At 71.5% G+C, this 21,891-nt stretch carries 11 protein-coding genes and 1 pseudogene; 2 read left to right on the top strand and 10 right to left on the bottom strand.

The genetic code is table 11. The features are described 5' to 3' along the window. Nucleotides 1-192 precede the first annotated feature (192 nt). The 7 genes and pseudogenes from pdxA to VLY81_RS14585 all read right to left on the bottom strand — a co-directional run. Nucleotides 193-1,242 carry a 4-hydroxythreonine-4-phosphate dehydrogenase PdxA gene (gene pdxA / locus VLY81_RS05580; protein WP_324670039.1) on the bottom strand — a complete coding sequence of 350 codons (1,050 nt, stop codon included), beginning with the start codon at nucleotides 1,240-1,242 and terminating at the stop codon, nucleotides 193-195. Nucleotides 1,243-1,281: 39 nt separating this feature from the next. Continuing rightward, nucleotides 1,282-1,533 carry a nucleotide-binding domain containing protein gene (locus tag VLY81_RS05575; protein WP_324670038.1) on the bottom strand — a complete coding sequence of 84 codons (252 nt, stop codon included), beginning with the start codon at nucleotides 1,531-1,533 and terminating at the stop codon, nucleotides 1,282-1,284. After that, nucleotides 1,485-2,594, bottom strand: coding sequence for a four-carbon acid sugar kinase family protein (locus VLY81_RS05570; protein WP_324670037.1), 1,110 nt, complete (start codon nucleotides 2,592-2,594; stop codon nucleotides 1,485-1,487). Before VLY81_RS05570 ends, VLY81_RS05575 begins: the two co-directional genes overlap by 49 nt. A 13-nt stretch (nucleotides 2,595-2,607) precedes the next feature. Then, nucleotides 2,608-3,582, bottom strand: a complete 975-nt coding sequence (locus tag VLY81_RS05565) for a 2-keto-3-deoxygluconate permease (protein WP_324670036.1) — start codon at nucleotides 3,580-3,582, stop codon at nucleotides 2,608-2,610. 189 nt (nucleotides 3,583-3,771) lie between these two features. Continuing rightward, nucleotides 3,772-4,353 (bottom strand): DJ-1/PfpI family protein, encoded by a 582-nt coding sequence (locus VLY81_RS05560; RefSeq protein WP_324670035.1) that lies wholly within the window; start codon nucleotides 4,351-4,353, stop codon nucleotides 3,772-3,774. A gap of 79 nt (nucleotides 4,354-4,432) precedes the next feature. Then, complete coding sequence (locus tag VLY81_RS05555) at nucleotides 4,433-4,819, bottom strand: hypothetical protein (RefSeq protein ID WP_324670347.1); 387 nt, start codon at nucleotides 4,817-4,819, stop codon at nucleotides 4,433-4,435. After that, nucleotides 4,808-5,153 (bottom strand): annotated as a pseudogene (locus VLY81_RS14585) (UV DNA damage repair endonuclease UvsE); the annotation flags it as partial. The pseudogene VLY81_RS14585 and the gene VLY81_RS05555, both read right to left, overlap by 12 nt. Before the next feature lie 443 nt (nucleotides 5,154-5,596). Between VLY81_RS14585 and VLY81_RS05550 the strand changes: the two are divergent. Beyond that, nucleotides 5,597-5,827 (top strand): Rrf2 family transcriptional regulator, encoded by a 231-nt coding sequence (locus VLY81_RS05550; protein WP_324670034.1) that lies wholly within the window; start codon nucleotides 5,597-5,599, stop codon nucleotides 5,825-5,827. 523 nt (nucleotides 5,828-6,350) lie between these two features. Here VLY81_RS05550 and VLY81_RS05545 read toward each other — a convergent pair. After that, on the bottom strand, nucleotides 6,351-9,206 hold the full coding sequence (locus VLY81_RS05545; RefSeq protein WP_324670033.1) for a helix-turn-helix transcriptional regulator: 2,856 nt from the start codon (nucleotides 9,204-9,206) through the stop codon (nucleotides 6,351-6,353). A 249-nt stretch (nucleotides 9,207-9,455) separates the two neighbouring features. On the opposite strand from VLY81_RS05545, the gene VLY81_RS05540 reads away from it, so the two are divergent. Next, nucleotides 9,456-10,226: a heparan-alpha-glucosaminide N-acetyltransferase gene (locus VLY81_RS05540; protein WP_324670032.1), complete on the top strand. Its 771-nt coding sequence runs from the start codon at nucleotides 9,456-9,458 to the stop codon at nucleotides 10,224-10,226. On the opposite strand, the gene VLY81_RS05535 is transcribed toward VLY81_RS05540, so the two are convergent. Together VLY81_RS05535 and VLY81_RS05530 are read right to left on the bottom strand one after the other, a co-directional pair. Then, nucleotides 10,214-11,140 (bottom strand): PorV/PorQ family protein, encoded by a 927-nt coding sequence (locus VLY81_RS05535; RefSeq protein ID WP_324670031.1) that lies wholly within the window; start codon nucleotides 11,138-11,140, stop codon nucleotides 10,214-10,216. The two genes, VLY81_RS05540 and VLY81_RS05535, sit on opposite strands and share 13 nt — an antisense overlap. 56 nt (nucleotides 11,141-11,196) lie before the next feature. Continuing rightward, nucleotides 11,197-21,630: a PKD domain-containing protein gene (locus VLY81_RS05530; RefSeq protein ID WP_324670030.1), complete on the bottom strand. Its 10,434-nt coding sequence runs from the start codon at nucleotides 21,628-21,630 to the stop codon at nucleotides 11,197-11,199. Nucleotides 21,631-21,891: the final 261 nt, after the last annotated feature.

Here is a 21,891-nt window from a genome sequence, read left to right as displayed (position 1 = left end):
TCCCTGCCCCAGGGTGGGACCGGGGGAAGGATGGGCCCCGCCGCGGCGCTTTCCGTCAGGGGTGGGGCCCGTAAACTTTGGGGAGCAACGCTGCCAACGGCTCGACGCCGTCGACGCGGTGCTCGACTGCTACGTCGTGGCGGGTTGACACGGCCTGTGCATGACGGCCTGGGCGGCCCTGCCATCGGCCTCCTACCCCATTGCCCGGGCCTGCCGCCAGATGGGCTCCCACTTGGGTCCGAGCCGGGCCGCCAGGTCGATGGCCGCCACCAGGCTCTCCTCCTGGGCGACGCCCTGCCCGGCGATGTCGAAGGCCGTCCCGTGGTCGACGGAGGTGCGGATGACGGGCAGCCCCACCGTCACGTTGACGCCCTCGTCGAAGAAGAGGCTCTTGAAGACCCCGTGGCCCTGGTCGTGATACATCGCCACCACGAACCGGTAGCCCCCCCGAGCCGCCTTGGGGAACAGCACGTCCGCCGGCAGGGGGCCCACGGCCGGGATCCCCTCGCGGCGGGCGGCCTCCACCGCGGGGACGAGGATGTCCCGCTCCTCGGTGCCGAAGAGGCCCCCCTCTCCCGCGTGGGGGTTGACGGCGGCGACGGCGATGGGCTGGTCGCCCTGCCCCAGGGCCTCCGCCAGCAAGTGCGCGAGGCGGATCTGCCCCAGCACCCGTTCAGCCGTGAGGAGGTCGAGGGCCTGACGCAACGAGACGTGGGTCGTGACGTGGAAGACGAAGAGCCCCCGAGCCGACAGCACCAGCGAGTAGCGGGTCACGCCGAAGGCCTCGGCCAGCAGCTCGGTGTGGCCAGGGTAGCGGTAGCCGGCCCGATGCATGGCCTCCTTGTTGAGCGGGGCGGTGACGATGCCGGCCACCCGCCGCTCCCGGGCCAGCGACGCCGCCGCCTGGACGTACGTGACGGCGCCGCGCCCGGCCTCCTCCGACAGCCGGCCCGGCTCCACCGGGCCGAGAGGCGGGCCTGGCTGCAGCACCGGGATCGTGCCGGGTGAAGGGTCCCCCACCTCCTCCGGCGAGGCGATCGGTCGCACCGACGGCTGCACGGCGCTCGCACCCGCCGGCCAGAAGCGCAGGTGGCGCTCCATCACCCCCACGTCCCCGATCACCAGGGGACGACACGCCGCCCGCACGTCCGGCCGCGCCAGGGCCTTGACGATGATCTCGGGGCCAATGCCGGCGGCGTCGCCCATGGTGATGGCCAGCAGGGGCCGCTCGTCTGCCTTCATCGCCACTCCCCCCGATTGGCCCCGGCCCGCTCCTGCCCCTCAGGGCAGCCCGGCCAGGTAGGTCGCGGCCTGCACCAGCGCATCGGGCCCCCCGAATCCCCCCGCCTTGGTCACGACCCGCAGCCCCGGGCGCCTGCCTCCGTGGACCGTCCCGAAGGGGATGCCCGGCAGCACCTCCGATACGAGGTCGATCCCGTCAGCCTCCAGCAGGTCCAGGAGCGCCTGCGCCGTGTCGCCGCCAGTCACCACCACCCCGGCCAGGGGCGCCTCGTCCAGCGCAGCCACCGCCACGGCGCCCAGCGCCTCGGCCACCCGGCGCGCCACCTGTCGGGGCTCCATCCCCCGGGCCGCCCCGGCCCCCGCGCTGCCTCGACATCCGCCGGCTCGCCCGGCGTGGTGAGCACGACGGTCCGACCCGCCGACGCCGCCTGCCGCAGGCGCTCCCGGGCGCGGTCGACGGTCCGCTGCCAGGCCGCCTCGTCTTGCACGGCAGCGGCGACGTCCAGCGAGACGACCTCGGTCTGCCTCGCCCCGGCGAGGCGTGCCATCTGCTCTCGGGAGACCGGGTTGACCGACCCCACCATCACCAGCACGACCGGCCCGCCCCGATCCCTCGTCTGGCCCGCTCCCGCTCGTGCCACGGTCAGCTGCCGGGCCAGCGGACGCGCTAGTCCTGCCGAGCCGACCAGGAGCACGCTCTCCCGCATGGGCTCGACCGCCTCGACGATGGTCTCCAGGTCGGCGTCGTTGAGGGCATCGACGGCCACCACGCAGCCGCCCTCCCGGCGCAGCGTCGCCAGGTGCTCGCCCAGCCGCCGGGCCCCCTGCTCGACCATGCGGAGATCCACATGATGGACAGGACGGCGGCTCTGCGACCCCAGGAGCGCCGGCAGGAAGCTCTCCCGTACGGGCGCCACCGGGTCCCGCCCGATGGCCGTCCGCGCCACGGGCTGGCCTCCCACCAGCAGATGGCCGCCCACGACGACCCTCCCGTTGTCCGGGAAGGCAGGACAGACCACGGCCATCGCCAGCTCGAAGACGTCCAGCACGGCGTCCACCTCGGCGCCGACGGGCCCCCGCATCGTGGAGTCGATCTTCTTGTAGACAGGGCGGGCCTCCACGGCCCGCAGCCGGGCCGCGGCCCGGGCCACCGCCTCGTAGGCCGCCTCGGGTGCCAGGGCCCGGCTCTCGGTGTTGATGACGACGACGTCGGCCCCCTCGACCGACGGGGCGCTCCAGTCGCCCATCAGGGCACGGGTGCGCAACCCCGCCCGGGCGAACTGCACGCCCGTGTCGCCCGCCCCCGTCAGGTCGTCGGCGATGACGGCATACCTATCACGCCTCTCGGCCACGGCCGCCACCTCCTCACGCTCGGGCTCCGGCCGGCCGACCCGCCGCGCCTCGCTGGAGCCTCCGGTGGAGGTAGTGGGTGATGAGCGGGGTGACGATGGCCGTCACCAGCACGGCGGCCGCCACCTGCGCCGTCGCCACCGCCACGAAGGGGGCGAACGACGCATCGGCCTGGGCCACGATGGCCGGCGTGGCCACCGAGTTGCCGGCCGTGGTGCCGGCGGCGAAGCCGACGGCGCTGCGTTCGCCCAGCAGCCACCGGTAGGCTCCGTACGTCAGCGCGCCGGTTATCAGCGCGACGAGCAGCCCCAGCCAGATCCCCGTCACGCCGCCGACCGCCAGGGAGCGCAGGTCGATGCCGGCGCCCAGCGCGAAGGCGAAGAACGGCACGGTGATGGCTGAGGCCGGCTTCATCATGTCGGCGAACTTGGCGTCGAGGTTGCCGAGCACGAAGCCGATGACGAACGGCAGGACGGCGGCGACGATGTAGACCAGCGGGATGGCGCCCAGCCCGCTCAGCCCCAGGAAGACCAGGGTGAAGAAGGGGCCGTCGTTGAGAGCGCTGGCGATGTAGGCGCCCCGGTCCTCCTCGTCGCCGTACTGCGTCGCCAGCGCCAGCCACAGCCCGCCGTTGGAGTTGACGAAGGCCACCATGGCGGCCAAGAGCGAGACGCCCAGGATCCCCTCGCGGCCAAAGGCGTACCCGTAGGCGATGACGAGCAGCGCCGGCACCACGGTCTTGGCCATCAGCACCACGCCCGTCTTGGCCAGCACCCGACCGCTCTGGCGCACGTTGATCTGCGCGCCTGTCGCCAGGATCAGCAGCGCGATGAGAGGCAAAGCGCCGTCGCGAAACAGCGCCGACGTGAAGGAACCCAGGCCCAGGAAGCCCGGCCAGAAGGTGCGGACCACCGAGCCCAACAGCAACGGGATCAGCATCATGCCGCCGGGCACCCGCTGCAGGGTGTCGACGATGGGGACCCGTCCCATAACAGCTGCGCCTCCTCGTATCGCAGGTGGTGCAAGGACTCCTGCTCGTAGCCGGCGGATTTCTCGCCGCCCCCAACGAATGTGAGCCGGACGGGCTTTCGAGATGAACAGGCGGCGCCCCTGCCCATCCGGGCCCTCGAGCGCCGCCCGCGCTGCCGCCCAGGTCGAATGCCGACCCTGCGGCTGATCCTACGGTTCGATCCGGGTGCCGAGCACCTCCAGGAACCTGGCCAGCCACTCCGGGTGGGCCGGCCAGGCCGGCGCCGTCACCAGCTTGCCGTGGACGTAGGCCCGGTCTGCGGGCAGCTCGACCCACTCGCCCCCTGCCGCCGTCACGTCCGGCCCCACGGCCGGGTAGCCCGTGCATGTGCGGCCCTTGAGCGCGCCCGCGGTGGCCAGCACCTGCAGCCCGTGACAGACGGCCGCGATGGGCTTGTCGGCGTCGGCGAAGTGGCGGGCGATGCGCAGCACATCGGGGTTGAGGCGGATGTACTCGGGGGCGCGCCCGCCCGGGATGACCAGCGCGTCGTAATCCTCCGGCCGCACCTCGTCGAACGTCGCGTTGAGGGTGAAGTTGTGGCCCGGCTTCTCGCTGTAGGTCTGTTCGCCCTCGAAGTCGTGGACGGCCGTGCGCACCTTCTCGCCCGCCCTCTTGCCCGGGCAGACGGCATGCACCGTGTGCCCGACCATCTGCAGGGCCTGGAAGGGCACCATCACCTCGTAATCCTCCACGAAGTCTCCCACCAGCATCAGGATCCGCTTGGCCGCCATGGCCATCCCCCTTCCCTGGTGCGGCGACGGACGCCCGGTGCCATGCCGGGCGATGTGCGAGCGCCTCCAGTATACCGTATCACCGGGGGGATCCCACCCCGGCCCGCGAGCCGAAGAGGTCCGGAAGGTCGGCCCGGAGCCGCAGTGCAGCCAGGTCCTTGGCCTTGGCCTCCACCATGACGTCCACGTCGCCCAACGAGGCCGCGTACCGCAAGAACTCCTCGACGAAGCCCGTATCGACGTAGTCGGCGTGAGCTCGGCGCTCCCGTTGGTCTCTGGGGCTCGAGACGTGCACCTTGGGGGGCCGATCCCGCCACGTCGCGAAGACCGACGGCAACAGCTCCTGGAAGTCCTCTCCATCGTTTCGGCAGACATGGTGGTGCCAGTCGAAGACCATGGGGACGCCGACGACCTGGCAGATGCGGAGGGTCTGCCGGGCCGTTGAGCACGCACACCTGAGGCGGATGGGTGCTCACCCGGAGCCCCTCCTCCCGGACGACGGCCCCGATACGCGCCAGGCGGGGACCTATCTCGGGACCCTCCCACCAGGGCCATCCCTCGGTCACGGGATGGGTGGCCAGCGGCACCAGCTGAGTGGCCAATCGGTAGAGCTGCAGGCCCTGCCCTTTCAAGAACCACAGGACCCGCAGCGTGTTGTCGAGGTTGCGCACGGCCGTGCGTCGGATGAGTCCAAGCCGGGCCTCCCGATCCGGGAGACGGGCCATGTCGGTGACGCGCACGTTGCCGGCCGGAGAGCAGTCTCGCTCCGACAGGCAGATGGAGACGAAGCCCAGTCCCATGGTCATGGCGCCAGGTAGCGTGCGCACCGAGGACGTCGTCCATCCCCGCCCGACGCCTCCACGTACCGGCTGGCGCGGAAGGATTCAAGATCGTCTCGATTCAAGTCGAATCCGACGGCCTCGCAGGATTCAATCGAGGCCCGTGCCTCGAGGAGGAGACCCTCGGCCCCCCGCCGAAGAATATGAAGGGGGTAGTGTCCGGCCTCCAGGAGGGAGGATGGCCGGGCTTCCGGGGTGCTCTCGCCGACCTCGGGGGGATCGAGCGTGCCTTGGATCACCTTTCGCCGCGTGAGGTGGTTGAGCTGGATCTCGGTGCGGGGATGGCAGCTCTATCGAGACGACCTGGGCCGGCTCTGTCTGGTTCACCGGACCACCGGCCGCGTCCGACGTCTGGGGCACCGACGTCCGAGCCACCGCCGAGCCACGTGAGGGGAGCGACGCAGTTGGAGACCGAGTCCACCCCGCGCCCGCTGAGCCCGGTGCAGGACGGCATCCTTCGCTACCTGCGGCTCCATGGGGCCTGCTACGCCAGGCCCGTCTCCTCACAGCGGCTGGCGCAGGTCTTCCGGGCGAGCCCGGCCTACATCCGCCAGGAGGCCAGCGACCTGGTCCGCAGCCACCGCCTGCGGGTCCGGCGCGGCAAGGGCGGCGGCTACTACCTCGACGGGCCCTGAGCGGCCGGCGCGCGACGGCCCCTCCCCGGCGCCACCGCCACGGGATCGCAGGTCCGTCCCAGCTCCTCGAAGGCACGCTGCAAGGCCCCCGCCATGGGCGACCGCGGCCGGTCACGGCCGCCGACGGCTGGAGTTGGTAGAGGCGCTTGACCGACGCACCCGCCGCCGGCCCGTGCGGGGTGAAGCACGCGGGAGGGCCGTCGCGTGTCCGTAGAGGATGGCCGCTCCGACCGGGCGTCCCCCTTCCTCCCACCCGGCCGGAGCGTCGCCCCCTCCACCGGGCAGACCCGATGACGGCTGCGTCCGCGACCAAGGGGCCGCCGGACGCCAGGCCACGGTAGCCGGCCGGAGGCGGCACGCCGGCACCCCCACCCCCCGGCCGGCGCCCATGACCCGATGGAGCCGTCGCAGGTCGCGTCCTCAGGGTACCGGCCGGTGACGGGCGTCGACATCGGGAGAGTTCCCCATTGAGCGAGGATGCGGATAATTCCCCACGACGGCCGGGCAGCGCCGACGCGACCCTTCATCCGGCGAGGCCGTGGCGGGTCGCATAGGCGGCCAGGGCCGCCCGGTTGGGCACCCGGGTCTTGTTGAAGATGTTGCGCAGATGGCGGTCCACCGTCTTGCGGGAGATGAAGAGGCGAGCCGCGATCTCCTGATCGGTCAGGCCCAGGGCCACCAGCGCCACCACCTCCGCCTCCCGGGGGGTGAGACGGTCGGGCAGCCGCGCCGCCGATGCTGCGGCCGCCCCGGGGTGGCGCGCCCCCGCCTCCTCCCACTTGGCCAGGGCCGCCCGCGCCATGGCCTCGGCAGGCTCCGCCCCCATCTGCCTGAAGAGCTCGACGGCCGCCCGCAGCTCCTCCCGGGAGTCGGGCGTCGAGCCGAGCGACCGCCCGCGGGCGAGCCGCGTCAGGGCGACCTCGAAGGGCAAGCGGCACCGATGGGCCAGCTCCAGGGCATCCCCGAAGTGCTTGGAAGCCGCTTCCAGGTCCTGCCGGTCCGCCGCCAGCTCGCCCAGCAGCCGGTGGGCGTGGATGGCGATCAGGCTGGAGCCGACTGAGCGGGCATCCACGAGCGCCTCGACGGCCGCGTGCCACGCGGCCTCCCCGCTCCCCGTCTTCCAGTAGTAGCGGGCCCACGCCAGGCGCACCACCGCCCGGAAGAAGGGGGAGGCCCCCAAGGCGGGCCACCGCTCAGCCGCCTCCAGCCAGCGCCGGGCCGGTCCGACCTCGCCCATGGCCAGGTGCACCTCCGCCCGCAAGGCATGGGGCAGCACCAGCAGGTAGTTGCCGAGGGGCACCGGTGCGTCGGGCCGCGGTGGCGGCACCCTGTCGATCAGGGCCCGGGCCCCGGCGACGTCACCCGCTTGCAGCAGCATCAACGCCCCGTGATAGGCCAGCGGGGCCCCGTAGGTGCCCATCTCCTGGCGGGCCGCCTCGACGACGTCTCGCCAGGCAGCCTGCCACTTTCCCCGGAAATAGTGGTAGACACCCGCCAGCGACCGGCCCTCGGGCAGGTAGGCGTAGCCGGACCGATGCCGCGCCTGCGACTCGAGGGCTTGCAGCTCGGCCGCCACGGCGTCCACCTCGTCCGGCCGCTCCGCGCCGCCGATGAGCACCAGCCGCAACTGGATGGCCTTGAGCCGCACGGCGTTTCGGTAGTCACGGGTCTCGAGCGCTTCCCGGGCGGCCTTGCCGCACAGCGCCGAGGCCTCGTCCAGCCTGCCCCGCAGCAGCAGCAACAGCATCACGCTCTCCCGCAGGTCCGGGTCGTCGGCGGATGCCGAGCCCGCCAGCTGCTCCAGTTGCCGGGCGGCCGTTTCGGGGTCGCCCCCCAGGGCGAGGCTCTCGACCAGGAGCAGCCCGGCCCTGGGGGCGCCCAGGCAGCGCCCGAAGAGGTCGCGCTCCAGGGCGCGGTAGCGCGGCTCGGACAGCATCGCGGCCTGCTCGGCCATGACCGACTCCACCCGCTCCCGCCAGTCGGCAGGCTCCCGGGCGAGGACCCGCTCGACGAGCAGATGGCGGGCCCACACCGCGACCGCCGGGTCGGGCTCCGACCGAGCCGCCTCCTCCGCCTCCCGCCAGAGGGACGCCGCCCTCTCCGGCGCTTCCCACAGGAGGCAGTTCCCCAGCTTGAGCAGCACCTCGCCTCGCCCCGACGAGCCGGGCCCCAGCAGACCCAGCGCCTGCTCCAGGTGCGCTCGTGCCTTCTGCAGCTCGCCCAGCTCCACCGCGCGGTCCGCCGCCGCGACGAGATACGCCCAGGCCCGGGGGTCCCCGGCCCGCGTCAGGTGAAAGGCCACGGCGTCGGGATCGGGCGCGGGCTCTTGCAGCAGAGCCTGGCCGACTCGGTGGTGCCACCGGCGGCGGCGCCCTCCCACCAGCCCTCCCATCAGGGCCTCCCGCAGGAGCGGGTGGGTGAAGGCGAAGACCGAGCCGTCCGCGCTGACGGGCTCGATGACGTGGCTGTCCACCGCCGCCTCCACGGCCTCGGCCAGGCGCTCCTCCTCCACCTCCGTCACCCGGGCCAGCAGGTCGTAGCCGAAGCGCTCCCCGATCACGGCCGCGCCCAGCAGCACCCCCCGGACCTCGTCAGGCAGCCGGCCCAGCTTGGCGTCCAGGGCCTGGCGCAGGGTCTGCGGCAACGGCTCGTCCACCAGGAGGGCACGGCCCCGGCGGGCCGCCTCCTCCAGCAGCTCGCCCACGAAGAGGGGATGCCCCGCCGTGCGGGCATACAGCGAGCGCGCCAGCTCCTCGGTCGCCGGGGTCTCCGGCAGGGCCGCCGCCACCAGCTCCGTCACCTCCTCGGGGCTGAGGAGCCCCAGCGACAGCCGGCTCGCACCCGACCGGGTCAGCTCGGGCAGGAGCTGCCACAGTGGATGGCGACGTCCGATCTCGTCGGTGCGATACGTCGCCGCCACCAGCACCGGCCAGGCGGGCAGCCTGGGTGCCAGGTGCCGCAGCAGGTCGAGGCTGCCCCGGTCGGCCCAGTGGATGTCCTCGACGATCAGCAAGAGGGGCCGGCCCCGGCTGGCCAGCCACTGGCCCAGACTCGCCGCTCGCTCGTAGAGCGTCCAGTGGCCGGGGGCCGCCCCAAACGGGGGAGGGAGATGCTCGGCCTCGCCGCGCCCGGTCCCGGCCAGCCGCTCGACGATCTCGGTCCAGGGGCCGTACGGCGGCGTCTCGTCGGGGCCGGGGCAGTGGCCCCAGGCCAGCGCGAAGCCGTCGGCAGCAGAGGCGACCCGCCGCAAGAGGGTCGACTTGCCGATGCCGGCCTCCCCGCCCACCAGGATCAGTCGCCCGTGACCGGCGGCGGCCTCGGCCAGGCTCTCCCGCAAGCCGGCGAGCTCCCCTCGGCGCCCGACGAAGGGCAAGGGCACAGCCCCGCGCCTCCTTCCGCGCGCCGGCGCACCCCGTGCGCGGGCGCGGGGCGATGCCGGCGCACCGCAACGTTCGCAGGCGCCGTGCCTTTTCCTGCCCCCATCGACCCGAGGGGTTATCGAGGTGGCCTACCGCTCCTCCAGGTACTCGACCCCGATGAAGTCGGAGAGGGAAGGGGGAGGGCCGTCCGGAAGGGGGTAGGCGACGCACCCGGCCCACCCGGCCGATGATGGCGCTAGCATATCACGGTGAGCGGCACGAGGAGAACTTCGGCGACGGCCGGGCCGGAGTCGACGGCCGCGCAGGCGCGGGCCTGGGCGCTCGATGCCCTGCGCGGACTGGCGGTGGCCGGCATGGTCATCTATCACCTGCTGTGGGATGCCAGCTTCTTCGGCTTGCTGCGCCTCGACATGACCCGGGGGCCGTGGCTATGGGTGGCGCGAGCGGGCGGGAGCCTCTTCTTGTGGCTCGTGGGGGTGTCGATGGCGCTGGCGGCCGCCCGCTGGCCGGCATCGGAGCGGGACCGTCGCTGGCGCTCGAGAGGCCTCAAGCTCTGGGGATGGGCCCTGGTCATCACGCTGGCCACCCGCCTGGGGCTGGGCGACGCGTACGTGCGGTTCGGCATCCTCCACCTCATCGGCACGGCGCTCGTGCTCGCGCCCGTCCTGTGGCGGCTGAGGGCCGTCGGCACCGGACTGGCAGCGGCCCTGGCGGCAGCCGGACTCGTGGCGGGGCGGCTCGCCGCGGGTGCGGGATGGGCCTGGACGGTGCCGCTGGGGATCACGCCGCCGGCCTTCCACAGCGTCGACTACTGGCCGGTGCTCCCCTGGATGGCAGCGGTGGCGCTGGGGGTGTGGAGCGGGCCGCACGTGGGGCGGTGGCTACCTGCCCCCGCCCCACCGCCGCGCGTGTGGCGCCCCGTCTGCTGGCTGGGACGCCACTCGCTGGTCGTCTACCTCCTCCACCAGCCCGTCTTGCTGGCCCTCTTCGGACTCATGGGGCTCCTTCAGAAGCCGTAGCTGAGCGACAGCCGGTGGGAGCCTCCGAGCACCCGGGCGTCGGCGTACGCATAGTCGATGGCGGCGCGGCCCACGGCCAGCCCGACCCCGGCACTCCAATTGAGGTAACCGTCCTCGCTCCACGCCCCGGCTCGCAAGGCCAGCAGGGGGCCCAACCGGTATTCGGCCCCCGCTCGCACGGGCCCCCTCAGGGCCACCTCCGCGGCGGTGAGCAGCGAGCCGAGCCGCCACGAGAATCCCGCGACCAGTTGGGGCTCGAAGGGCTCCCGCACGCCCGTGCTGGACGTGCGGGCTCCCCAGAAGTGCCGGGCGGCCACGCCCAGGCGGACCGACCCCACGTCCATCAAAGCCCCCACGTCTCCCGTCAGTCCGCTACCTGACGTCTCCCGGTACCGGTCGGAGGCGTAGGCCAGGGCGGCCCCCACGGCGATGGGCCCCACCTCACGCGCCAGGGCGAGACGCCACGCCGTCTGGGAGATGTCGAACTCGTCCGACGCGTTGCCGTACTCGTCGCGCGCCGGTATGCCGGAGGACCGCAACCACTGCACGCCGCCGCCCAGTCCGCGTCCGGCCAGAGCAAGGGCGCCGTACCCTGCGGCCTGGTACTGGTTGGAGTAGAAGGAGACGAGCTGCCACGGGCCCACGTCGGCCAGCCCCGCCGGGTTGTAGTAGAGTGCCGTGGCATCGTCGGCTACGGCCACGAAGGCCCCGCCCATGGCCATCGCGCGGGCCCCCATGCCGATGTCCAGATAGGCGGCGGTGCCCGTGTACGAAGCCCGGGCCCCCGGGCCAGCCCCGGCGGCTACCCCCAGGATGACCGCCAGGGTGACCACCAGGCGCTGGCCCGAAGGCCATCTGCCGAGTGGACGCGACCGCTCGAGGCTCGCCATCTCGCCAAGGCTGTGCATGGTCACGCATGCCCCTCTCCCGTGCTCGCCCCCGGCTGAGCCACCCATGGCTGCTCCGCGCCTCACCGCTCCACCACCAGACGGCGCACGCCCGACGTCTCGCCCGTCTCCGTCACGACCACGTAGAGGTAAAGGCCGCTGCCGAGCACCCGCCCGTCGGCGTCGGTGAGGTCCCAGACCAGGCTCGTCGTGCCGTCGGCCAGGCGCCACCGCGCCACCGGCCGGCCATCGATGCGGAAGACGTGCAGCTCACCCGATCGCTCGCCCAGGTCGAAGTAGAACGTGACGGCGTCCCGGGCCGGGTTGGGGCCGTGCGTCACGAGGCCCTCCACCACCGAGACGACGAAGGGCTCGCTGATGGCACTGGCGGACGCCTCGCCGTCGCTGGCCGTGACCCGGAGCTCGTAGCGCCCTCCTCGCTTGACCGACGCCGTGTGCCAGGCGAACTTGCCGGCGTTGGGCTGCTCTTGGGCGATGAGCTGCCACTCGCCGCCGCCGTCGGCCGGCCGGTAGTCGAAGGCGATGGTGAGCGGATCGCCGTCGGCGTCGGTCGCCTCGTACTCGATGACCTGGATGCCCGTCCAGACCGTGCCGGCCTTGGGCTCGACGATGCGCACCTGAGGCGGCACGTTGCCCACCTGCAGCGCGCGCTGGGCCGTGGTCGTCGCGCCGTCCGCATCGGTGACCGTCAGCCGGACCGTGTAAGTGCCCTTGCGCGCGTAGCGGTGCTCGGGGTTGCGCTCCGAGCTGGTGGCACCGTCGCCCAAGTCCCAGGCCCACGCCACCAGGTCGTCCTCGCCGTCCGGGTCGGTCGCCTCCTGTACGAAGCGGACCGTATCGAGGATGGTGGGCGCCTCCGGTTCGTGGCGGAAGGCCGCTATCGGTGCCGCGTTGACCACCTGGACGAGCCGCTGGACGGTCGCCTCCTCACCGGCGGCGTCGGTGACCGTCAGCCGGACCGTGTAGGTGCCCTTGCGCGCGTAGCGGTGCTGGGGGTTGCGCTCCGAGCTGGTGGCACCGTCGCCCAAGTCCCAGGCCCACGCCACCAGGTTGTCGTCCGGGTCCGAGGAGGCGTCCACGAATCGCACGGTGTCGAGCACCGTCGGCGACTCCGGCTCCACGGCGAACGCCGCGACCGGTGCCTGGTTGACGACGCCGCCGAAGAGCGTCCCCCCGAGCTGGTCGATGCGAGGCGTCGACGACGCGTCGATGGTGAACCGGATGTAGCCACCGTACCCGCCGCCGGGTGCCACGGTCAGTCTCTGCGGCTCGACGCGGTTCCACCGACCGGCCCGCGGGTCGTACCAGACCAGGATGAGCGACTCCGGATGTGCCACGTCCTCGGGAAAGTGCCAGCGCCCCTCCAGAGCGGCGACGCCTTCGCTCGCGTCCAGATGCAGGTCGAAGAAGCCCCCGACCTCCTGGAAGCCGGCCCCGCCGACCGGGTCACCGTCGAAGCGCGCCGTTGCGATCCGTGGCGTGCCGTCGCCGTACTTGGTCACCCACAGGCCCACCAGCGCCATGGCGTCCAGGGTATCCTCACCGGGCACGGTGTCCCTGTAGATGAAGCCCACGACGGGCGCCTCCGGCGCGCCCACCGCCAGGGTCTGTCGCACCGGAGCGCTGGCCGCCCCGACGTCGTCGACGACCACCAGTCGCACGTCGTAGATGCCGGCCTGCGCGTAACGGTGCGTCGGCTGCTGCTCGGCGCTGGTGGCCCCGTCGCCGAAGGACCACTGCCATCCGCTGACGGCTCCGTCGGGATCGGTGGAACGGTCGACGAAGCGGATGTCCGTCTCCGTCGTGATGCCGTCGGGCGGCTCGAAGAGGAAGTCCGCGACGGGCAGATCGGTGACCGTCAGCGGCCCGACCACCACCTGGCGCAACCCGCCCTCCCGGTCCCGCACGGAGAGGCGCAGCGCCACCTCGGCACTGGTCGGGACCTCCCGGATGTCCCACGTGTACTGCCCCGTGTTGGGCTGGTTGAAGGCTATGCGCCGCCAGGCGCCTTCGCCGATCCGGTAATGGAGATCGATGACGACGTCGTCGCCGTCCTCCGGGTCGCTGGCCTCCCACCGGATGACCGCCTGCGGACGGGCCAGCAGGCTGCCCGCCTCCGGCGCCAGGATGGCCACCTGCGGAGGCCGGTGTACCGCGAACGTCCCGCTGACGGCGTGGCCCACCTGCCCCTCGAGGTCGGTGGCGGTCACCCGGACCCGATACCCCTCGCCAGCAGGCACCGACTCCGTCTCCCACAGCAACCGGTCGACGCCGGTCAGCCCCTGGGCGATGGGCGTCCAGCTCTCCCCGCCGTCCGGGCTGTAGGCCACGTCCACGCTCACCTCGTCATCGTCGTCCACCCGCCAGCGCACCTCCGCCGGCCCCTGCAGGACGGCGCCCTCCTGCGGAGCGAGGATGCTCACCTGGGGGACGCCGTTGATGTCGAGGGTGACCGGCACGACGACCTGCGGCCGAAACGGATCGTCGGACATGACGAAGAGGTTGATCCGGTACAGGCCGGCCGCGGCGGCGGGGTCGCCGAGGGTGACCATGACGTCCTGGGCCATGCCGGGCAGCAGGTAGCCCGCCTCGGGCGCCACCTGCACCAGCCGCCCTACCGGCGTGAGCAGCACGGCCAGGCCATCTTCCAGATAGGGCGCATTGTAGACCACCTGCAGGCCGTCGCTGCCCGTGGCATTCTCGATGCCGACGGTGACGCTGGTCAGGTCGCCCTGGAGCGATCGGTACTGGTAGAGGATGCTGCCGTCACGGTGCAGGATGATCTGGAACGTGTGGGCCGAACCGCTCAGCCCCCACTCGGGCACCGCCTCGTACTCCACGACGAACCGGTCGCCGGCCTCGTCGTAGTGGTAGTAGACGCTGCCCGCCTGGCCCGGGTCCAGGTCGGTCCAGAAGGGGGCGATGAGATCATTGGGCTGGGCAGGGTCGGGGATGGGCGTGTTGGTCCAGTATCCGCGTGTCGCCGTCCCGAACGTGAGGTAGCCGTTGGATGCGATGGCGACCTGCTGCTTCAGTTGGCCGTAGAATGGGAAGCTCCACGGCAGCTCGACCACCACGCCGCTCTCGTCATCCAACGTGACCGGCGTGCCGACGTCGCGGATCTCCACCCACTCGTAGCCGGGGCCGTCGGGGTCCCGGCTGTCGATCCAGACGTAACCGTACTGATCGGGCCCACCGCTCCCGTACGTCACGGGCCAGCCCCGAGGCTCCGCCTCGCCCTTCTCGCGCGGCCGTGAGGCGAATCGCCGGTACTCAGGTGCACCCGAGAAGCTGGGTGCCGTGGTGATCCAGTAGTTCATCGCCTGGCGCTCGCCCGCGTTGCGCACCGTCAGCACCTGCTGGGTCTGCTCCCCTTGGGTCAGGTGCGCCGCGAGGGAGGCGGGCTCCACCTCCAGCACGGGCAGATAGCGCACCTCGACGGTGCGTCGCGCCACCGTCTCCACGCCCACCGCGTCGACGGCGTGCAGGCTGATCTCGTAGGTCCCCTCCGACGTGTAGACGTGGGAGGCCCGCAGGGCGTGCACGGGCTCGCTGCCGTCGCCGAAGTCCCACCAGACGTCGACGATGGGATGCACGGGCCCGGCCACACGGGCACTGACGCTCACCTCCAGTGGCGGCTCGCCCAGGGTGGGGCTGACTGTCAGCTCCTCGATGGAGGGGCCCGGCAGGATGTGGGTCACCACGTCGACCGTCAGGACCGGCTGCAACGGATGGTTGGTCATGATCTCCAGGTAGCTCGCCACGTCCTGCCCGGGCAGCCCCAGCTGGGCGGCGTCGATGGTGAGGGTCAGCGTTCGGCTCTCACCCGGCGGCACGATGCCCGAGCTGGGTTCGACCGTGATGCCCCGGCGCAGGGGCATCTCGGTGCTGATCAGGTAGGCCATGTTGTCTTGGGTGACGGCCCACAGGTTGCCGTCCTCGTGCAGCGTGAGCCCGGCTCCCAGGTAGTCCCCGCCAGACGGGCCGGGCAACTGGTAGACGATCTCGAGGGTCTCCAGGTCGAGCCCGTAGATGTAGTCACCCGGCGAGTTGGTGGCGACCCACAGGAGGCCGTCCGGATGCCAGGCCAGACCGCTGATGCCGGCTCCCGAGAGGCTCCAGGCCGCCAGCACCTGGCCGGGCTGGTCCCAGCTGAGGCCCTTGACCTGGTAGATGATGTCCTCGTTCCAACCGCCCACGTACAGCGTGTCGTTGTCGTCGCGGTAGGCGACGCCGCGCTGCGAGACGGCGCTCCACTGTGGATCGTCGATGACGGCCACGACCTCACCCGTCTGCGGATCCAGCCCGTACAGCGCGTTGTCGCCGCCGACGTTGACCTGCCAGATCAGGCCGTGGCGCTCGTCGTAGGCCAGGTCCGCCGGCCACGAGCCCGCCCACGGCGTGTCGACGCTGCCCACCAGCTGCCCCGCGGGGGTCGTCCAGAAGTCCTTGCGCTGCTCGGGATCCGAGATCCAGAGCTTGGTCTGGTCGTAGCCGACGCCCCAGCCCAGGACGATCTCGGCGGGCAGCGGCCAAGCTGCCAGCACATCCCCCACCGCGTCGGGCCGGACGTTGGCACGGATGCGCTGGGCCAGCTCCGGCGCGAGCGGCTCGTAGAGGCCTTGCGCCGTGGGGGCGTCAGGGTCCGCCACCGTGCCCACCCGGCGAGGCAGGGCGATGACGGGCGCGGCTCCCTCCCGGACCCGCACCCGGAACTCCAGGGGTGCGTTGCCCTCCACGTTGCCGAGGGAGACCGTGTGGCTCTCGACGCCGGTCGCGGTCAAGGTGGTCTCGATGCGCGTCGGATCCACCGTGGGGCTCGGCAAGAGCCGCACCTCGATGGGCAGGCTGACCGATGCCGTGCCGCCCAGCGTGTCGACGACGGTGAAGGTGGCTTCGTAGCGACCCTCGCTCGTGTAGGTGTGCTCGGCCTCGAGCCCGTCGGCGCGGCTCCCGTCGCCGAACGACCAGCGGGTCGTCGCCAGCGGCGAGTCACCGGGGATCACGACCGCCCGGAAGCGGACCGTGAGCGGTGGCTCCCCCAGGGTCGGATCTGCCGTGGCCTCGGCGATGACCGGCGGCGCCGCCACCCGAGCCGAGACCGGCACCATGATCAGCGGGTGCTCGGGATCGTTGGTCGTCAGCACCACGCTGCCTTGGTGCTCGCCGACCTGCAGCGTCGACGCGTCGACGGTCACCGTGATGGCCATGGACCCGCCAGGGGGCACCTCGCCACTCTCGGGCTGCCAGCGCAGCCAGCCCGAGACAGGGCCCAGCCCGGTCTCCACCAGGTAGAGGCGGTTATCCGTCTGCGAGGCCACCCAGAGACGACCGTCGGCGTCGAGTTCGATGCCGGCCCCCCCGTACGAGCCCTGGGCGGGGTGCGGGAACTGGGCCACCGTGGTACGGGTCGCGACGTCCACGAAGTAGATCATGTCGGGCGCCGCGTTGCTGGCCACGATGAGGATGCCGGCGTTGGGGTGGTACGCCAACCCGGCGATGCCCACCGGCATCGACCAGGATTCGACGAGGGTGCCGGGATTGGGGTGGCTGAGGCCCGCGACGCGGTAGATGACGTCCTCGTTCCAGCCGCCCACCAAGAAGGTGTCCGTCTCCGGATCGTAGGCCAGGCCGCGCTGCGAGATGCCCCACGGCACGGAGGTGATGGATGCCAGCACCTCGCCCGTCATGGGATCGAGCCGGTACAGCCCGTTGTCGCCACCCACGTTGACCTGCCAGATGGTCGTGCCGTCGAAGGCCATGTCGCCAGGCCAGGCGCCCGCCCACGGGGTGGGCCAGCTCGCGACCGGCGCGCTGCCGTCGGGCGGCACCACGAAGTCTTGCAGGAGATCAGGGTCCGAGATGACCAGATGCCCGGTCCGCCAGTTGACGCCGACGCCCCAAGCCAGGCCGATGGGCGCCGGAGCCGGCCAGGAGGTGATGACGTCGCCCACGGCCTCGGGCAGCCAGGGGGAGCGATCGGGGTCCGGATTGGGTGCGTACATCCCTTCGGCCGTCCTGGTGTCGGGCTCTTGCACCTCATGCGGGGCCACGAGCCGCTCGGGCGTGGCAACCCACCGGGTCCCCTCCTCCGCCGAGCCGAAGACCAGGGGGCCGGCTCCGTCGTTGCTCAGGGTCAGCGTCGCCGACGTCGACTGTCCGGCCGCCACCTCCATGAAGAGCTGACGGGGTGCCCAGCGGGCCTGGGGGGTCTGCTGCACCCGCACCGTCACGCTGGCCGAGCTGCGATACCCATCGTTGTCGACAGCGGTGAAGGTGGCGGTGTAGACGCCCTCGCTCGCATAGGCGTGAGTGGCCACGAAGGCATGGACGGGGCCGCTGCCATCCCCGAAGTCCCAGTAGACGTCGGCGATGGAGCCATCGGGATCGTTGGCAGCGGCCACGAATTGGAACGTGGTGCCCAAGGGGCCCCGCGACGGGTTGACGCCGGCCGCGTCGATGACCGGTGGCTGGTTGGCCAGCACCTCCACCTGCACCGGCACCCGGACTTGGGGTTGCGACAGGTCGTTGCTCTCGACGATCAGCACCCCATTGAGGATGCCGCCAGCGACGGGCGTCAGGTCCATGACCACCTCGACGTCGGCGGCCTCGCCGGGCTCCACGGTGCCGGCCTGCGGCTCCACCGCCAGCCACCGGTAGGGCCAGAAGGCGATGGCGAGCCCATCGTGGATGTAGCCCGCTGCGTTGAACAGCACCTCGAGCCCATCGGTGCCGTCGGCGTTTTCGATGCCGACGGTGGCCGAGGCCTCATCGCCAGGCTGTCCGAAGGCCATCTCGAGGTACTGGTAGACGACGCGGCCGTCAGGATACAGGATGGCCTGGAACGTGTGGGATCCCCGGCCGGGGTACCGCTGCACGTCGGTCCACTGGACGATGAACCGGTCGCCCACGGGATCGTGGTGGTAGTAGACCGCCCCGTCTCCTCGCTGGGGGCTGAGGTCGTCCCACCAGACCGCGAGCAGGTCGTTGGGCGTCGAGGAGGACGGGATCGGGTCGTTGGTGTAGTCCCCGCCCGTCGTGCCGAACGTCAGGTAGCCGTTGGCCGAGATGACCACGTGCTGCTTCTCCTGGCCGTAGAAGGGGAAGGGCCAGGGCAGCTCGACGCTCTCAAAGCCGTCCTCGGAGAGGAGAAGACGGGTGCCGACGCCGCTTATCTCCACCCACTCGAAGGCCGGGCCGCTGGCCTCGTCGCTGTCACGCCACAGGTAGCCGAACGCGTCGGGCCCGCCGAAGCCCTGGGGGTGCAACCGGCCGCCCCGCGGGTCGACGGCCTCCTTGCTGCCGGGTTCCCATGGGGGCAGATCCTCCGCCGGCACGGCCGCCGTGCCCTGAGAGGTCTCGACGCGGATGGTGTACTCGAGCGACGCCTCCCCCGTGTTTTCGATCCGGAGGGTCTCGGTGCGGATCCGGTGGGCCCGGACCAAGGCCCTGAAGGAAGGCGGCTCCACGGAGATGGACGGCTGGGGGCGGACGACGATGGGGACGGAGGCGCTGGCGGTCAAGCCCTCGTCGTCCACCACGGTCAACGTGGCCTCGTACTCCCCCTCGACCTCGTACACGTGCACCACGTCGAGCGTGCCGGAGACGGGGTCGCTGCCGTCGCCGAAATCCCAGAGGACCGAGACGACCTGCCCGTCAGGGTCTCGCACCTGGGCCGAGAAGTGCACCTCCAGCGGCGCGGCGCCGGCCCAAGGCTGCGCGGCAATCTGCTCGATGACCGGCGGCTGCAACGCGTTGACGAACAGCCTCGTGGCCACCGACACCTCGGGCTGGTCCGGGTCGTCGCTGCGCACCACGACGGTGGCCGGGTACTCGCCCTCGGGCAGGCGCAGAGCCTGGAAGGTCAGGGTCACGTCGGCCACCTCGCCCGGCTGGACGGTACCCTGCACCGGCGAGGCTGATACCCACATCGGGTAGATGCCCACGGCCAGCTCGTTGTGGACGTACGCCTGGTTGAAGGCCACTTGCAACCCTGTCTGGCCCGAAGCATCCTCGATGCCGATGGTGGCCTCGTCAAGCCGCCCCGGCTCCATGAGGAGGTACTGCATGACGATGGATCCATCGGCCCGCAGGATGACCTGGAAGTCGTAGCGCTGCAGGGTGCCGAGCCGCCGAGCCCCGTCGTACTGGACGATGAAGATGCCCTCCTCGGGGCTCCCCCAGGCGTAGACGTTGCCCTGCGAAAGGGTCAGGTCGTCCCAGAAGACGGCGATGAGGTCGTTGGGCTGGGCGGTCGAGGGGATGGGATCGTTGCTCCAGTCCGTGCCGAAGGTGCCGAAGGTGAGATAGCCGTTGGATGAGACGCGCACGCGGCTCTTGAGCTCCCCATAGAAGGGGAACGGGAAGGGCAAGTCGACGTCGGCGGATTGGTCATCCCCCGTGATGGGCAGGCGCACGCCCGACGCGCGGATGTCCAGCCATTCAAACCGGGGGCCGCCGGGCTCGTCGCTGTCGATCCAGACGTAGCCGTACTCGTCCGGCCCACCCCGGCCATAGGGCTGGGGAGGATTGACGCGGGGGTCGGCCTCCTCCTTGGCCAGCTCCAGCGCCCGCACATCGACGGCCGTCCCCGAGGCTGGCGCCGACGGCCCCTCACCCGGCACGATGCCGACGGTCCAGTGGAGGGGGCCCTCTCCGCGGTTGGCGATGGCGAGGGTACGGTCCTCGCTCTGGTCCCAGTCGAGATGGACGTCCATCGAGATCGGCGACACCTCGATGTCCGGCGGCAGAAGGACCCGGATGGGGATCACCGCCACCGACTCCAGCCCGCTGTCATCGACGGCGTGGAAGGTGGCCTCGAAGTTGCCTTGCTCCTGGTACGTGTGGACGACCTCATCGGAATGTACGGGCTCCGACCCATCCCCGAAGTCCCACCAGACGTCGACCACCTCACCGTCGGGGTCGGTAGCCTGGGCCGAGAAGGAGACGGCGAGGGGCGGTGGACCTTCGGTAGGCTCGGCCGTGGCCTCGACGATGACCGGCGGCAACGACATGGCCAGGGCCTGGGCCGCGTTGAGACGGCCACCGCTCGAGACCAGCCCCTCGAATTGCGGCTTGCGGTCGACGGTCTGGAGGATGACCTCCTTGATGCTGGGGCTGCCTGGCGTCCACCCCGGCGCGCCCGGATACTGCGGCAGATCAGGGTGCATGGCGATGAGGGCCGCGGCGACGCCCGTCACGTGCGGCGTGGCCATGGACGTCCCGTAGAAGAAGGCGTACGCCTCCTCGGGCGGCTCGCCCGGGGCGGGCGGTGGGTCGGGAGGGACGGTGGAGAGGATGAAGCCGCCGGGCGCGAACAGATCGACGCTCCGCGCCCCCCAGTTGGATCCCCACCAGCCGGGGTAGTTGGCTCGCTGGTCGTTTTGCATGCTGGCGGCCACCGCGACGATGTTGGGGGAGTCGTAGCTCGACGGATAGTGAGGCGTCGAGTCGTTGTTGGCGTTGCTGTTGCCCGCCGCGGCGACGAACAGCATGCCCGAGGCCTCGATGGCATCCTTGAGGGCCTGGCTGAAGCCGCCCCCTCCCCAGCTGTTGCTGGTGAGCATGGCGCCGTTGGCCGAGGCGTAGGCCAGGGCCCGGATGGCATCCGACGTGTAGCCGCCCTGAGGCCCCAGGAACTTGAGGACCATGATCTGGATGCGCCAGTTGATGCCGGCGACACCGATGCCGTTGTCGGTCAGGGCGCCGATGGTGCCGGCCACGTGGGTCCCGTGCTCGTCGTTGAGGTACCCGTAGATGTCACGCTCGTCGGGATCCCAGACCGAGTTGTCGTTGTTGAAGAAGTCCCACCCGTGGAGGTCGTCGACGAAGCCGTTTTGGTCGTCGTCCACGCCGGGCTGGCCGTAGAGCTCGGCCTCGTTGACCCAGATGTTGTCCGCGAGGTCGGGGTGCTGCACGTAGGCCCCGGTATCGATGATGGCCACGATGACCTGGCTCGAGTCGGTGTGTCGAACCCAGCCCTCCGGCATGTCGATGTCGGCGTCGTCCACCGGCTCGCCCACCATGTACGGGTCGACGTACGGCTCCGGGATCTCCTGGTTGTGGAGCCCCCACATGGCGCCGGCCATGAAGGCAGGATCGTCGGGCATGACGGCCTGGCGTGGCAGCACGGCCTGGTCCTTGTAGACCTTCCAGTCCCGCTCCACGTACAGCACGCCTGGCGACTGGCTCAGCCGGCCGACGGCCTGCTCGGCCGTCTGGCCCTCGGGGAGATCGACGACGTAAAGGGTCAACCCGTCGGGGAAGTCCGCGGAAGGCCGGAAGCTCACCGGACGGGCCACGGCATAGCCCAGATCCCTCAGCGCCTGTACCCCAGCGGCTCCCGCCATGTCGTCGCGCAAGCGCACGATGACGCGGCCGGGGTGGTACTCCAGTGCCCCGCTCTGCCAGGCGCTTCGCTCCTTTTCGGGGGGCGAGACGTCCGCGGCCTGGACCGTCGGTCCGCCAGCCGCGAGCAGCAGCCCGACGAGAGCCATCGAGAGCCATGACACGAGCGACGGACGGAGCCTGCGAGCGCAGGGCACCGGCCGATGAGGGCCATCCCAGGGTCGCGCAGCCGCCACGTCGACAACCCCCCGTTTCAAAGATCAAGATTCAACACTTCGACAGGTTGCGACCCGACCTTGCACGGTTCTGGACCGTCGGGATCCATTCAACTCCCAATGTACTCCAGGGTTCGCACGCGCTTCCAATGACCCGTTACGCCTTCTAAGAGGCGTTGTATCGCACGAGAGCGA

It is taken from the genome of Limnochorda sp. LNt (assembly GCF_035593265.1).
Taxonomy (GTDB): Bacteria; Bacillota; Limnochordia; order Limnochordales; family Geochordaceae; genus Geochorda; species Geochorda subterranea.
This window is presented reverse-complemented; position numbering and strand designations above follow the sequence as displayed.

Coding starts and splice junctions, on each gene's coding strand:
- VLY81_RS05565 (WP_324670036.1), bottom strand. CDS start 3,582: ATGGGACGGGTCCCCATCGTCGACACCCTGCAGCGGGTGCCCGGCGGC.
- pdxA (WP_324670039.1), bottom strand. CDS start 1,242: ATGAAGGCAGACGAGCGGCCCCTGCTGGCCATCACCATGGGCGACGCC.
- VLY81_RS05530 (WP_324670030.1), bottom strand. CDS start 21,630: ATGGCTCTCGTCGGGCTGCTGCTCGCGGCTGGCGGACCGACGGTCCAG.
- VLY81_RS05560 (WP_324670035.1), bottom strand. CDS start 4,353: ATGGCGGCCAAGCGGATCCTGATGCTGGTGGGAGACTTCGTGGAGGAT.